Below are 14,221 nucleotides of genomic sequence, written 5' to 3'. Positions count from 1 at the left end.
CGTCGCACGCGCGATGGCCCTCTTTGTTTTGCGATGGGGCAGGGCGCGGCGGCCGGCTGCGCGCTTCGTCGAAGCCTTCGCTGCCGCCGCGCGCCCGCAACTCGCCTGTTGCATCGCGGCCGAACAGCGCACCACACTGCGGACCGAAATGGCGGCAGCGAAGCCAACCCGTTCTTCTTTCACCGGCCTGCGGGCGATGGAGTGGTTCCTGCGCGGATGGACCGCGCTGGTGTTCGCGTTTCTCTACGTGCCGATCCTCGTGCTCGTCGCCTATTCGTTCAACGATTCGCGGCTGAACGTCGTGTGGACCGGCTTCACGTTTCGCTGGTTCGTCCAACTGTTCGACAACGCGCCGCTCATGCGCGCGGCCTACAACAGCCTCGTCATCGCGGCGGCGACGACCGTGTTTTCCGTCGTGCTCGGCACGCTCGGCGCGTGGCTGCTGCATCGCTACCGCTACCACGGCGCACGGGCCGTGCAGACGCTTTTCACCATCCCGATGGTCGTGCCGGAAGTGCTGATGGGCATCAGCCTGCTCATCCTTTTCGCGGCCGTGGATCTCTCGCTCGGTTTCACGACGGTCATCATCGCGCACGTCACTTTCTGTTTCCCGTTCGTGCTCGTGGCGGTGCAGGCGCGCCTCCACGACCTCGACCCGGCGCTCGAGGAGGCCGCGCTCGATCTCGGCGCGACGCCGTTGCAGGCGTTCTGGCTCGTGATCCTGCCGAGCCTGCGTCCCGCCATCATCGCGGGTGCGTTGATGGCCTTCACGCTCTCGCTCGACGAGCTGATCGTGACCTTCTTCACCACGAGCGCTTCGTCCGCGACGTTGCCCGTTCGCGTCTTCGGCATGGCCAAGGTCGGCCTCAATCCGATGCTGAACGCGCTCTCGGCACTGTTCGTGCTCGTCACGATTACGGTCGTGGTATTCTCCCATTATCTGCGCCGCCTGGGCCGCGGCTCTTCGGCCCCTTCCTCCCAACCCTCATGAAATTGATCCGCAGCGCACTCGTCCTCGGCGCGGCTTCTGCCGCCGCGCTCTTCGCCTCCGCCAAGGAGGAGATCAACCTCTTCGGCTGGTCCGAATACGTCCCGCAGGAAGTCATCGACGGCTTCACGAAGGAGACCGGCATCGCCGTGAACTTCGAGACCTACGCCTCGAACGAGGAAATGCTCGCCAAGCTCGTCGCCGGCGGCGCCGCCTACGATCTCATCCAGCCGTCCGACTACACCGCCGAGGTGCTCATTCGCCAGAAACTCCTCGCGCCGATCGACGCCGACCTCGTGCCCAACCGGAAGAACATCGCGGCGGACTTCATCGGCCGCGCGCACGATCCGAAGAACCAGTTCACCGTGCCCTACATGGCCGGCACCGTCGGCATCGTCGTCAACACCGAGGTCGTGAAAGACGACATCAAAGGATACAAGGACGTCTTCCAACCCAAGTTCAAGGACCGCATCGTCGTCCTCAACGACACGCGCGAGATCGTCAGCTGGGCCCTCAACACGCTCGGCCTGCCCGTCAACCAGATCGACGCCGCCGCGCTCGAGAAGGCCCGCCCCGTCGTCGCCGAATGGGTGAAGCTGATCAAACTCTACGACTCCGACAGCCCGAAGACCGCGCTGCTCAACGGCGACGTCGACCTCGGCGTGGTCTGGAGCGGTGAGGCCGCCATTCTCTGGAAGGAGAACAAGAAGTTCAAATACGTGCTCCCGTCCGAGGGCGCGCACCAATGGCTCGACGTTCTCGCGATCCCCGCCACCGCGCCGCACAAGGCCGCCGCGCACAAATTCATCAACTACATCCTCCGCCCCGAAGTCTCGAAGCTCATCTCCGAGAAATTCCCCTATACGAACCCGAACGCGGGTGCCCGCAAGCTGCTCAGCGCCGACGAACTCGCGAACTACGCCAGCTACCCGAACGGTGCGCTGAGGCTCGAGTCCTTCCGCGACATCGGCAAGGCCGCCGGCGAGATCGATCGCCTCGTGACCGACCTGAAGAGCCGATAACGCTCCGTCCTTGGCCTTCCTGCCCGCCGCAACTTCCACCCCGTCGAGCCAGCGCCGTCCCGGCTGGCTCGCGTGGCTGTTGCTCTCGCCGATGCTCGTGTGGCTGGCGGCCTTCGTGGTGGTGCCCACCGCGATCCTCATCGTCTATAGCTTCTGCGAGCGCGACGAACTCGGGCGCATCGTGTTCTCGTTCACTTGGGAAAACTACCACCGCGTCGCCGAGCCGGTGTATATGCGCGTGTTCGTGCGTTCGATCGGCTACGCGGCGCTCACGACCGCGATTTGCGCGGTGGTCGGCTTTCCCGTGGCGTGGACGATTGCGCGCGCGCGTGAGGCTTGGCGGCAGCGGCTGATTCTCCTCGTGATGATCCCGTTCTGGACGAGCTTCCTCGTGCGCACCTACGCGTGGATCACCATCCTCAAGCAGGAAGGCCTGCTCAACGGCCTGCTGCGCCTCCTGCCGCTCGGGCTCGGACCGCTCGATTTGCTCTACACGCCGACCGCCGTCGTCATCGGCCTCGTCTACGCCTACCTGCCTTTCATGATCCTGCCGATCTACACCAGCGCCGAAAAACTGCCCGGCGATCTCATCGAGGCCGCGCACGATCTCGGCGCCGGTCCCCTGCGCGTGTTTTCCAAGGTCATCATCCCGCTCACCGCACCGGGCATCGCGGCGGGCACGCTGCTCGTGTTCGTGCCGGCGATCGGCATGTTCGCCATCACCGACCTCATGGGCGGCGCCAAGACCCCGCTCATCGGCAACGTCATCCAGAACCAGTTCACGCAGGCGCGCGACTGGCCCTTCGGCGCGGCGCTCGGCGTCGTGTTCCTGCTGCTCTTTGCGCTCGCCTACTGGCTGCTCCAACGTGACCGCTCGACGGAGGCCGCCTCATGAGCGCCAGCGTCGAACTGCGGGGCGTGACCAAGAGCTTCGGCACCGTGACGGTCGTCAATCAGGTCGATCTGCGGGTCGAGTCCGGCGAATTTCTCACGCTGCTCGGACCATCGGGCTGCGGCAAGACGACCATGCTGCGCATGATCGCGGGCTTCGAGACGCCGGATGACGGCGCCGTGCTCATCGACGGCGTGGATGTCACGACGCTGCCGCCCTATCGCCGGCCGGTGAACCAGGTTTTCCAAAGCTACGCGCTCTTCCCGCACCTCACCGTGGCGGAGAACATCGCCTTCGGCCTCCGCATGGAGCGCAAGCCCGCCGATGAGATCGCGCGCCGCGTGGCCGAAGCCATCGACCTCGTCGACCTCGATGGGCTCGGCGATCGCAAGCCGCACCAGCTCTCCGGCGGCCAGCGCCAGCGCGTCGCGCTCGCGCGTGCCATCGCGCCGCAGCCCAAGGTGCTGCTCCTCGACGAGCCGCTCTCCGCCCTCGACGCCAAGCTCCGCCGCGCGATGCAGCTCGAGTTGAAACGCCTGCAGCGCCAGCTCGGCATGACCTTCATCTTCGTCACACACGACCAGGAGGAAGCGCTCACGCTCAGCGACCGCGTCGTCGTCGTGAAAGGCGGACGCATCGAACAGATCGGTCCGGTCGTGGACGTCTATCATCATCCCGCTTCGGCCTTCGTCGCGGACTTCCTCGGGCAATCCAACCTGCTCGAGGCCACGATCACCGGCCGCGACCTTCTCGGCGCCGTGACCTCGGCGCGTCTGGCGTGCGGGCTCGAACTGCAACTCGCCGCTCCGGGCGTGCCCGCGAGCGCCAAGAAGCTGCTCGTCTCCATCCGCCCGGAGAAAGTCGCCGTGTCGAAGTCGCGCCCCGACGCCGCCAACGCGTTCGCGGCGTTGGTCGACGAGGAAGTTTTCCAAGGCCCGACCGATTACCTCGAACTCCACCTCGACGGCGGCCTCGAGCTGAACGCGCTCCTCGCCAACGAAAGCGCGCTCAACGAATCCATCTGCCGCGGCGAACGCGTCTGGGTCGCCCTGCACGCGAGCGACCTCGTCGTCGTGCACGCCGAGTAGGGCAGGGCTCCGCCCCGCTCAACGCCGGTGACTGAAGATTCACCGGCGTCTTCCGTAGGCGGCGAGCTCGCTCGCGCCTCTCCCAAAACCGTGCCCGCCCGCGAACCGCGCGCGGGCCAGCTCGCAGTCCGCCGCCGAGCCTTCGCACTCCGAACTGGCGAAAGCCGATCGCCCGGCTACGCTCCAAGCGTGATCGCCTCGGTCCACTTCAAGAACTTCAAGGCGCTGCGCTCGGCGACGGTCAGCTTGGAGCCCTTCAATCTCGTCATCGGCCCCAACGGCTCCGGCAAGACGAGCCTCATCCAGGCGCTCCTCCGCCTCCGCACGCTCGCCGCGCTGCCCGCCTCGCGCACGCGCGAGCTCAAACACGCGCAGGCTGGAGGACCGGAGATCGAGTTCCGTTTCCTTCCGCCATTCGACGGTCTGCGTGTCATCTCCGCTTGCGCCCCGGACGAGCTCGTCTGCGACACGCTGGTGGTGCAGCATCCGCCGGGCGATCCGGGCGAGCAGCTGTGGGAAAAGCTTCGCGCGCGCCTGCTCACGATGCGCGGGTTCCTGCTCGACCATTACGCGATGGCCGTGCCCGCCAAACGCGACGAGGGCCGCGAACTCGCCTCCAACGCCGGCAACCTCGCCGCCGTGCTCGCCGACTGGCGCCAGCACACGCCCGAGACGCTCGAGCGACTCGAAACGGAATTCCGGCGCATCGTGCCCGAGTTCAAAGGACTCGAGTTCCGCCACCCCGATGCGGCCAGCGTCGAGTTGCTCGCGCGCGTGAACGGCGACGCCGTGCCCGCCGACTCGCTCTCCCAAGGCACGCTTTACCTGCTCGCGATCCTGACGCTGGCGTTCGCCCCCGAGCCGCCGGCGGTCGTCTGCCTCGAGGAAGCCGACCGCGGCGTGCACCCGCGTATGCTGCGCGAGATTCGCGATGCCCTCTATCGGTTGAGTTACCCGCACGACTTCGGCGAGACGCGCGCGCCGGTGCAGGTGATCACCACGACGCATTCGCCCTACCTGCTCGACCTTTTCAAGGATCATCCGGACGAGGTGGTGCTCGCCAACAAGCACGGCCGCTCCGCGACTTTCGAGCGGCTCTCGGCGCGCGATGACCTGCGCGAGTTGCTCAGCGAGTCGAACCTTGGCGATCTCTGGTATAGCGGCATCCTCGGCGGCACGCCGGACGAAGCGTGAGGAATTTGCCCACGAAACACACGAAATGACACGAAAGCACTTGCTCGGAGAAAATTCGTCTCGCGTGCGCCCTGTCGCAGTCTCGTTTCAGCTTCGCAGACGTAACGCGACGTCCTGCCCAAGGTTTTCGTGTGATTCGTGTGTTTCGTGGGCTCATCTCTGTCCATGAGACTCGCGATCCTCAGCGAATCGCCGGGCGACGAGGCCGCGTTGAAGGTGCTCGTGGGTTACGTGCTCGCGGAACCCTTCTCGCTGGTCACGCCGTCGCTGCGCGCGCGCGGCTGGCCGTCGGTCGAGCAGGTGCTGCCGCCGATCCTTCGACATCTCCATTTCAACACCGATGCGCTTGGGCTCGTCGTGGTGTGCGACTCCGACGACTCGCCGGTGCACACGCCGGAGCATGAGACTCCGGGCTATCATCATCCGCTCTGCCGCATCTGCCGTCTGCGCGCAGTCTTTCGGCGCACGATGAAAAACCTCCCGCCCGCGCACGGCCGCCGCTCGCCGTTGCGCGCGATCGGCGTCGCCGTGCCCGCCATCGAGGCGTGGCTGCTGTGCGGTCGCGACGACGGTGTGACCGAAGCGGCGTGGATCAAAGGCCAGCAGAACGGCGCGCCGACGTTCACGCGCCGCGATCTGAAGGCCCGCGTCTACGGCACGACGCGCCCGTCGCTGCCGTGGGAAATCAAGCGCGCCGTCGAGGAGGTTTCCCGCCACCGCGGCGACGTCCGCCGGCTCGAGAACGATTTTCCCCACGGCTTCGGCGCGCTCGCGCGGGATTTGCGCGGTTGGAAAGAGCGGCGAGCCTAAGCGTTGGACGGGGACGGCGTCTTACGCTTCGCGTCGAGGCGGCAGACGAACATTCCCACGATCGAGAACACGACCCAAGCCACCGCCACGTGCCACCACGGCGCGAGTGGTGCTGCCCCTTCGAACGGCAACTGCCCGTTCGCACAAACGACCGCCAGTGCCTCTGCCCCGCCTTCCAGCACCCGCGCCATCGGGCGCATGTCGGGGTGGCGGACGAAACCGTGGACAAACGAGCCGGCGACGAGCGCGAAAACACCTGCGGCCGGCACCGCCAGCCACGCCGCCACGGGTTCCCGCCGCCAAGCCGCGGAGCACGCGGCCGCCAAGGCCCCGAGTGAAAGCGCCAAAAGCACCGCGAAAAGCGGCGAGGCAAAGAACGACGCTAAGAACCCGGCGGGCAGCGCCATGCCAAACCACTCGAGATCCGTTGTTCGATGCGCAGCGGGACGATCGATCATGCTCGGCGAGCTCGATCGGGGGCTGCCGTGGCGCAAGCGCTGGTCGGAGGAGGAATGCGCCCTTCTGGCAGCCCTCCCATGGTTGACCATTCCGGCGAGCTCAGGCTTGCCGGGGACGCGCGCAACCGCTCAGCTCTCGGCGTCCCCAGCATGAAATCACCCCGCGTTTCGCTTGCCGTCCTGATGGGCGCGCAGGCTCAGGTCACCTTCAACGATTGTGCGGCGAAGATGATGCTGATCTCGCTTTCGCAACAGCTCGCGCGCACCGCCGGCTGGGATGCGAAACTGACCACGGCGCTGATCAGCGGTTTGTTGGTGGCGCCGTATGTTCTGTTCGGACCGGTGTGCGGGTGGTTGTCGGATCGTTTTTCGAAGCGCGACGTCTTCAACGCGGCCTTGGTCCTGCAGGTCGGTGTCGTCGTCCTGTTGATCGCGTCGTGCTGGGCGCACTCGCTCGCGGCGGCGCTGGGCTGCTTCTTCCTGCTTTCCGTGCAGACCGCGATCCTCGCCCCGGCGAAGCGCGGCATCATCCTCGAATACGCGGGACCGGAGAAACTCTCTCGCTGGGTCGGGCTCACCGAGATGGCCAACGTCACCGCCATCCTCGTCGGCCTCTGGGCCGGCGGCCAGCTGTTCAGTCACTGGCTGGTGGCGACGGGCGCCGCTTGGACGGCCGCGCTGAACGTGTCGATCCTGCTCGGCGTGCTCTCGGTCGTCGCGTGGGCCGCGTTCCAACTCGCGGCACCGACCCCGGCCCAGTCGCAGGAACCCTACGCGCCGTCGCTCTGGTTCCGCCACTTCCGGGATGTTGCCGAGGTCTGGCGCGAGAAGCCGCTGTGGCGTTCGACGCTGGGCATCTGCTTCTTCTACGGCGTCGGCGGCTACGTCGCGCTGCTCGTGCCGCAGGTGGCGCTCGAACATCAGGCCGGCGGTCCGCAAACCGGCGCGGTGCAGGGCCTCATGATGCTGATGGTCGGCGTCGGCACGATGACCGGCAATCTGCTCGCGGGCCTGTTCTCGCGGCGCGGCATCGAGATGGGCTTGGCGCCGATCGGTGGCTTGCTGCTCGCGGGATGCCTCGCGGCGTTGAGCATTTCGCAACCGCCCGCGTCCTTCGCCTTGAGCGGGCGCGAATTCTGGCTGAGTCCCTACATCACGCTGCTCATCGGTGCCGGCTACGCGTCCGGCCTGTTTCTCGTCCCGCTCTACGCGTTCATCCAAAAGAGCGCGGGCGACCATCGCCGCGGCCGGGTGCTGGCGGGCGTGAGCCTCTTGGATAGCACGGCTGGTTTGCTGGCTTCGGGCGTTTATTGGCTGCTCGCGACGGACGGCATGCTGCGGCTCTCGGCGCGCACGCAGTTCCTCGTGCTCGCGGTGCTGACGGCGCTGATGACGATCTATGCGCTGTATCACCTGCCGCACCAGACGGTGTGCACGGTGATGCGATTCTTCGGCCCGTTCTTCTATCGCGTGAAAGCGCGGGGGCGCGAGAACCTGCCCTCGAGCGGCGCGCTGATCGTCTGCAACCACCTGAGCTACGTCGACGCCGTCGTGCTGCAGATCGCCTCGCCGCGGCCGATCCGCTTCGTGGCGTTCGCGGGCCTCGCGAAGAGCCGCGTCGTGCGCTACCTGTTCCGCGCGGCCGGGGTCATTCCGGTGGCGCCGGACAAGCCGATGAAGGGCATCCGCCTGGCGGTCGATGCGATCAAGGACGGCGAACTCGTGTGCGTTTTCCCCGAGGGCGCGATCTCGCGCACCGGCCAGCTCATGCAGCTGAAGCGCGGCTTCGAGACCATCGCGCGCCAGGCGCACGCGCCGGTCGTGCCGGCGGTGATCGATGGGCTGTGGGGCTCGGTGTATTCCTTCGCGGGCAACAAATACCTCTGGAAGTCGCCCCGCCTGAAACCGACGCACGTGTGCGTGATTTTCGGTGAAAGCATCGGGCCGGACCAAATTTCGGTCGGCACGGCGCGCCGCGCGCTGCTCGATCTGGGCGAACAGGCCTTCCAGGAGCGTCCGTCGCTCAAGCGCCACCTCGCGCGCGAGTGCGTGCGCGCGCTCGCGAAGCGCCCGAACCACGTCGAGGTGGTCGACCGCACGGCCGAGCGCCGGCCGGTCAAGGCCGCGCAATTGCTCGCGGTCGCCGCCGCGCTCTCGCGCCACATCCGGAAGCACGTCCCCGAAAAGCGCGTCGGCATCGTGTTGCCGCCGGGCGCGGGCGCGCACATCGCGAATCTCGCCGTTGCCTGCGCGGGCAAGACGCCCGTGAACCTGAACTTCACCGTCGGTCGCGCCGCCGTCGAGGCCGCGATGCGCATCGGCGAAATTAAAACGGTCATCAGCGCCGACGCGATGCGGGCGAAGATCCCGAATTTCCCGTTCCCCGAGGACACGTGGGATTTCAAGAAGACGATCGAGGCGATGGGCGGCAAGAAGGCGATCCTGCCCTGGCTCATCGCCGCCTACGTGCTGCCCAACCAGTGGATCGCCGACCTGCTCGGGCTGCCGCGCTACGGCGACAACGAGGAGGCCGGCCTGTTGTTCACCAGCGGCAGCGCGGGTGAGCCGAAGGGCGTCGTGCTCACGCACCGCAACATCCTCTCGAACTGCGCGCAGATTTCCTCGCTCTCGATTTTGCCCAACACGGCGACGCTGATCGGCTGCCTGCCGGTGTTCCACTCCTTCGGTTTCACCGTCACGGTGTGGTATCCGATCCTGCGCGGTTGCCGAGTCGTCACCCTCCCGAGCCCGCTCGAAACGCGCAAAATCGTCGAGGCGATCCGCGACGAAAAGGCGACGGTGTTGGTCGGTGCGCCGACGTTCGTGCGGCCGCTGCTCAAGAAGGCGACGAAGGAGGAACTCGCGTCGCTCGACCTCGTTGTCACGGGCGCCGAGAAGCTCCCGATGGATCTCTACGAGGCGTTCCTCCAGCAGTTCAATATCGAGGTCCTCCAGGGTTACGGGCTCACCGAGACCACGCCGGTCGCGAGCGTGAACCAGCACCACCCGCCGGTGACGACATCGACTGCCGAACACCAGAACGGCAAGCGCACCGGCTCCGTCGGACGTCTGCTGCCGGGCATGACGGCGCGCATCGTCGATCCGGATACGGGCGTCGAGTTGCCGATGGAGTCGACCGGCATGCTTTGGCTGAAAGGCCCGAATGTTTTCCCGGGTTACCTGAAGGATCCGGAAAAAACCGCCGGCGCGATCCGACCCGGGCAGTGGTTCGTCACCGGCGACCTCGGGCGCATGGACGACGACGGCTTCGTCTACATCGAGGGCCGACTCTCGCGCTTCTCCAAGATCGGCGGCGAAATGGTGCCGCACGGCACAGTCGAGGCCCGCATCGCGGAGCTTTTCGGCTGGGACCAGAACGAGGGCCCGACGGCGGTCGTCACGGGCATCCCCGACGCCACGAAGGGCGAAGCGCTCGTGTTGCTGACCACGATGGAGGTCTCCGCCGAGGACGTGCGGGCGAAGCTCCTCGAAGCTGGCCTGCCCAACCTCTGGGTGCCGCGCATCATCCGTCGCGTGGACAAAATCCCGATGCTCGGCACCGGCAAGACCGACCTCAAAGGCTGCCGCACGCTCGCCATCGAGCTGGCGAAGGGCGAGGCGGGCTGACCGGCACAGCGCCCCACGTGACGGTGCGAGCGCTTGCGCGGCGGCCGGCGCACGCGTATCCCTTCGCCTCCCATGAAGGAGAACTACGCCGCTGCCACCCGTGAGTTGAAACGCCGCCTCGGCGCGCGCGTCGATGTGTCGGAGAAGGGGCGCTTCGCCGCGTCGTTCGACAGCAGCAAGGTCTCCTTCATGCCGGCCGCCGTGATCAAACCTCGCGCCGAACGCGAGGTGGGCGTCGTCCTCGAACTCGCCAACAAACATCGCGTGCCGGTGACGGTGCGCGGACGCGGCACGACGCTCATGGGCTCCGCGGCGCCGGTGCGTGGCGGCTGGGTCGTGGACATGCTCGCGTTGAAGAAGGTCACCGTCGACGCCGACGCCGGACTCGCCACCGCGCAAGCGGGTGCGACGACGCAGGCGATCCAGGAAGCGGCGGCGAAGCTCGGCTGGTTCTTCCCGCTCGATCCGTCGTCGAAGGCTTATTGCACGATCGGCGGCAACATCGCCTGCAACGCCGGCGGCATGCACGGCGGCAAATACGGCGTGACGCGCGATTTCGTCGTGGCGCTGCGCGGCTTCCTGCCGACGGGCGAGTTCGTGGAGTGGGGCACGGCAACGAAGAAATTTTCCGCGGGCTTCAACCTGCGCGATCTCTGGATCGGCAGCGAAGGCATGCTCGGCATCGTGACCGGCGCCGTGCTGAAGCTCCTTCCGCAGCCCGCTGCGCGCTGGACGCTGCTCACGTCGTTCGCCGACGAGGTGAGCGCGCTGAAATCCGCGAAGGCGCTCTTCCGCCAACGCGTGATGCCCGCGATCTGCGAGTTTCTCGACCGCGAGAGCGTCGTGTGCGCCGAGCGCGCGATGAAGACCACCATCTTTCCCGGTCAGGCCGGCCGCCCGGTGATCCTGCTAGAGTTTGCCGGCGGTGCCGCCGAGATCGAGGACGTGAAGGCCACCGTGCTCGCGTGGGCGCAGGAACACGCGCTCGGTTTCCGCGAGGCGAAGAGCCGCGAGGAGGCCGAGGAACTGTGGGCCGTGCGTCGCAAATGCTCGGGCGCGATGTTCGAGCTGGGCGACTCGAAGCTGAACGAGGACATCGTCGTGCCGATGCGCAGTTACGAGAAGTTCGCGCGCTTCCTCGCGCAGCTGAAGCGCCGCTCGCGGCTGGCGATCCCGACGTTTGGCCACCTCGCCGACGGCAACCTGCACGTGAACATCATGTATCACCGCGCCGACGCCGCCGAGGCGAAGCGCGCGGAGGACGCCGTGCAGACGCTGATGGAAACGGTCGTCGCGCTCGGCGGCGCGATCTCCGGTGAACACGGCATCGGCCTCGCGAAAACGCCGTTCCTCCGCATCCAGCACTCGCCCGCGCAGGTGAAGGCGATGCAGGCCGTGAAGCACGCGCTCGACCCGCGCGGCATCTGCAATCCGGGGAAAATGTTCGAGCCGGTGCGCATCTGGAAGTTCCAGAAACTCGCCGTCTCCTTCCCGTGGGACCACAAGTGAGTGCGGCGAGCGAGGGAAACCTGAAGGTGGGCGCCGCCGTCCCTGGCGGCGCCAAACTCGCGGCATGCGTGCGGCTCCGTGACGGCGGTCGCCGAATCACCAGTCTTGTCATCGCGAGGCCGGCGCAGCTGGGCGTGGCGATCCAGCGGAATCGCTTCGTCGCGCGCTTCGCGCCCTCCTCGCACTGACAGTTGGGAAGTCGCTCATGAATTACTGGCCTGAATTTCTCACGATCGTCGTTGCGCACGCGCTCGCGGTCGCGAGTCCGGGACCGGACTTCGCGCTGGTGCTGCGCCAGAGCCTCGCGCACGGGCGCCGCGTCGCCGTGTGGGCGAGCATCGGCATCGGGTGCGGCATCGGTTTCCACGTCGGCTACTGCTCACTTGGGCTCGGCCTGCTGCTCCGTGATTCGCCCACGGCGTTGAACATCGCGAAATATCTCGGCGCGGCCTATCTCGCGTGGGTCGGCGTGCAGGCGCTGCGGGCCCAGCCGCGCAACGGCGACCTCGATCTGGCCGAAGGCGACGTCGCGCCGACGAACGGCGCGGCGTGGATGCAGGGCTTCATCGTCAACGTGCTCAACCCGAAGGCCGCGCTCTTCTTCATCGCGCTCTACGCCCTGCGCGTGAGCCCGAGCACGCCTTCGCTGCTCAAGTTCGGCTACGGTGCCTGGCTGATGCTCGCGACGATGGCGTGGTTCTGCCTCGTGTCGGTGCTGTTCACGCAGACGGAAGTCCGCCGCCGCTTCCTCCGCCACGGCCACTGGATCGATCGCGCGCTCGGCGTGGTGTTTCTGGCCTTCGCTGCGGCGCTGGTGCTGGCGAAACTGAGCTAAACGGCGGTTCATCATTCCGCGTCCGATCGTTTGAGGTCAGACACGACGGGGCGCAGCCCCTGAGTTGTCTGTGCCGGCTGGATCGGCTCTTTTGCGGTTTCATAGAAGCGACCATCGGTCTCCGAATTTCCACTCTCCTCGGTCCCAGACTGCTTCTATGAACGGTCCGCCGTGAATGCTGAAGCCTGGTGCCGACAGAAATACGGTAACGTGCGTAGCGTCCTTGAACCGCAGGCTTTCGATCTTCTCGCCCGACTCGAGTAGCCGCGAGACCCACGGACTGTGCGTGCCCGTCTCCATGATGATCATCGCACCCGGATAACGCGCGGCGTAGGCGCTGAGGCACTCGCGGGTGTTGGGCAAAACTTACTCGGCGATGATCTCACCCAAGGCACTGAGGACGCACACTTGATGCCGGCGGTCCCCGAGATCCAATCCAATCGTCAGTTCGTTTGTGTTCATAAGGCGGAGAGTAGAACCGCACCGCTCATTGAGCGACGCGGACCTCTCACGCCTTCTCATTCCTACTGGTTGGGATCTTCCTTCGCTATCGAAAACAGAATGGCCGTGAACTCATCGAGCCGCGCTTTCTGCTGGACGCGCATCAGAGCGTTGAACGCCCCGGTGACGACCGCCCAGACCGCGGCGGCAACGGCACCTGCAACGAGCGTCGCGACTCCTTCCGTATGCCCAGATTGCAGGAAAAAGGCACCGATGGATGCCAGCACAACAATCGCGGCTAAACCGTAGCTTATGCAGAACCAAGCGGTGAGAAGCGGCTCATGCCAGAGCCGCACATGAAGCGAACAACCGCTTTGCTTCGGCAGGACGCGGACCACGCAGCGAATGCCTGAGCGGCCGAAGAAGGAAGACTTCCGCGAAAGCATAATCTTGCCGCCTTTCTTTTCTGCGACGACTGGCAAATCAGTGAAGTCCGTAATGAAGCCTCGTGTGCGAAACTCCGCGAAGCGTGCGCGCACATCCGCCTCGTCGCGATCCGCGACAAACCTGAGTTCCTTACTTGCGGCGATCCAATCGAGGAGATCCATCGTTTTTGCCCAACGTTTGAGGTCAGCCACGCAGGGGAGCGTCAGCTCCGCGGAGTTGGCTGTGAGGACTGGTTGGGCTCTTCTTCACTTTCTTTCTAGCGCCTCGCGAATCAGAGGAACTTCAGTCTGCAATGCATCGTCCGCTTTGATCTTGGAGATGTCGCTGAAATCCTGCTTCTCGTCGACGATCACACGGGGACGGGTGCGAGTGCAAATATCCGTCTCAAGTTCCTGCGCGTGCCGGCGAGCATAGACCAAATACTCGTCTCCAATTCGGAAGGGGTAGCCGCAAGCAGGGCCGGCAGAGCTCGTGACCACCATCTTCTGCTCTTCTTTTGCTTCGACGCCTTTCAAGCCTACGGTAACGCGAAACTCGCATTCAATGACCTCGCGATAGCCGTCGACGTCGTCGAACTTGCGATAAGCAATCGATAGCTTCGTAACTCTCCCGACGAATATCGCATCGGCCTTTGCGGTCGCATCTAAAATTGCTGGCCTGTCGCCACAGCGACACGCGAAAGCCGAAACACCCATCGCGACAAACAGCAGAGCGGCGGCGATCTTTTTCATGTTTTGCCCAACGTCAAAGATGAGCCACGACGGCAGCCGGCGCGCCTCGTGCGTCAGCACGAGGCGTGACGGATGTCGGCGTTGGCTCTGGCGTCTTCCATGAGAAGGCGTGTCGAGGGGTAAGTTTAAAATGGTTCACCATTTTGCTGTCTTTGGTTCGGTGCCGTGGGCCCTCGGCG

General features: G+C 65.8%; 12 protein-coding genes. 9 read left to right on the top strand and 3 right to left on the bottom strand.

What is annotated here, in order from left to right; genetic code table 11:
- Positions 1 to 148 precede the first annotated feature (148 nt).
- From HZA32_03840 to HZA32_03815, 6 genes are all read left to right on the top strand, one after another.
- Positions 149 to 991 carry an ABC transporter permease gene (locus tag HZA32_03840; GenBank protein MBI5423191.1) on the top strand — a complete coding sequence of 281 codons (843 nt, stop codon included), beginning with the start codon at positions 149 to 151 and terminating at the stop codon, positions 989 to 991.
- Positions 988 to 2,010: a spermidine/putrescine ABC transporter substrate-binding protein gene (locus HZA32_03835; protein MBI5423190.1), complete on the top strand. Its 1,023-nt coding sequence runs from the start codon at positions 988 to 990 to the stop codon at positions 2,008 to 2,010. Before HZA32_03840 ends, HZA32_03835 begins: the two co-directional genes overlap by 4 nt.
- Positions 2,011 to 2,101: 91 nt before the next feature.
- Positions 2,102 to 2,905, top strand: a complete 804-nt coding sequence (locus tag HZA32_03830; protein ID MBI5423189.1) for an ABC transporter permease — start codon at positions 2,102 to 2,104, stop codon at positions 2,903 to 2,905.
- Entirely contained in the window at positions 2,902 to 3,990 is a 1,089-nt protein-coding gene (locus tag HZA32_03825) for an ABC transporter ATP-binding protein (GenBank protein ID MBI5423188.1), read from the top strand. The genes HZA32_03830 and HZA32_03825 overlap by 4 nt, the downstream gene beginning before the upstream one ends.
- A 189-nt stretch (positions 3,991 to 4,179) precedes the next feature.
- Positions 4,180 to 5,184 carry an AAA family ATPase gene (locus HZA32_03820; protein ID MBI5423187.1) on the top strand — a complete coding sequence of 335 codons (1,005 nt, stop codon included), beginning with the start codon at positions 4,180 to 4,182 and terminating at the stop codon, positions 5,182 to 5,184.
- Positions 5,185 to 5,349: 165 nt separating this feature from the next.
- On the top strand, positions 5,350 to 5,994 hold the full coding sequence (locus HZA32_03815; GenBank protein ID MBI5423186.1) for a hypothetical protein: 645 nt from the start codon (positions 5,350 to 5,352) through the stop codon (positions 5,992 to 5,994).
- On the opposite strand, the gene HZA32_03810 is transcribed toward HZA32_03815, so the two are convergent.
- Positions 5,991 to 6,452 (bottom strand): hypothetical protein, encoded by a 462-nt coding sequence (locus tag HZA32_03810; protein ID MBI5423185.1) that lies wholly within the window; start codon positions 6,450 to 6,452, stop codon positions 5,991 to 5,993. The two genes, HZA32_03815 and HZA32_03810, sit on opposite strands and share 4 nt — an antisense overlap.
- A gap of 150 nt (positions 6,453 to 6,602) precedes the next feature.
- Here HZA32_03810 and HZA32_03805 point away from each other — a divergent pair, with 150 nt between their 5' ends.
- The 3 genes from HZA32_03805 (at position 6,603) to HZA32_03795 (ending at position 12,423) form a co-directional block, all read left to right on the top strand.
- Positions 6,603 to 10,079, top strand: a complete 3,477-nt coding sequence (locus tag HZA32_03805; protein MBI5423184.1) for an MFS transporter — start codon at positions 6,603 to 6,605, stop codon at positions 10,077 to 10,079.
- A 72-nt stretch (positions 10,080 to 10,151) separates the two neighbouring features.
- On the top strand, positions 10,152 to 11,588 hold the full coding sequence (locus HZA32_03800) for an FAD-binding protein (GenBank protein MBI5423183.1): 1,437 nt from the start codon (positions 10,152 to 10,154) through the stop codon (positions 11,586 to 11,588).
- 205 nt (positions 11,589 to 11,793) lie between these two features.
- Entirely contained in the window at positions 11,794 to 12,423 is a 630-nt protein-coding gene (locus tag HZA32_03795) for a LysE family transporter (GenBank protein ID MBI5423182.1), read from the top strand.
- A 524-nt stretch (positions 12,424 to 12,947) separates the two neighbouring features.
- Here HZA32_03795 and HZA32_03790 read toward each other — a convergent pair.
- Complete coding sequence (locus HZA32_03790; GenBank protein ID MBI5423181.1) at positions 12,948 to 13,502, bottom strand: hypothetical protein; 555 nt, start codon at positions 13,500 to 13,502, stop codon at positions 12,948 to 12,950.
- 54 nt (positions 13,503 to 13,556) lie between these two features.
- On the bottom strand, positions 13,557 to 14,042 hold the full coding sequence (locus tag HZA32_03785) for a hypothetical protein (protein ID MBI5423180.1): 486 nt from the start codon (positions 14,040 to 14,042) through the stop codon (positions 13,557 to 13,559).
- Positions 14,043 to 14,221 lie beyond the last annotated feature (179 nt).

This window comes from Opitutia bacterium (assembly GCA_016217545.1).
Classification (GTDB): domain Bacteria; phylum Verrucomicrobiota; class Verrucomicrobiia; order Opitutales; family Opitutaceae; genus Didemnitutus.
The sequence above is the reverse complement of the archived record's forward strand: the minus strand, read 5'-3'. Positions and strand labels throughout refer to the sequence as shown.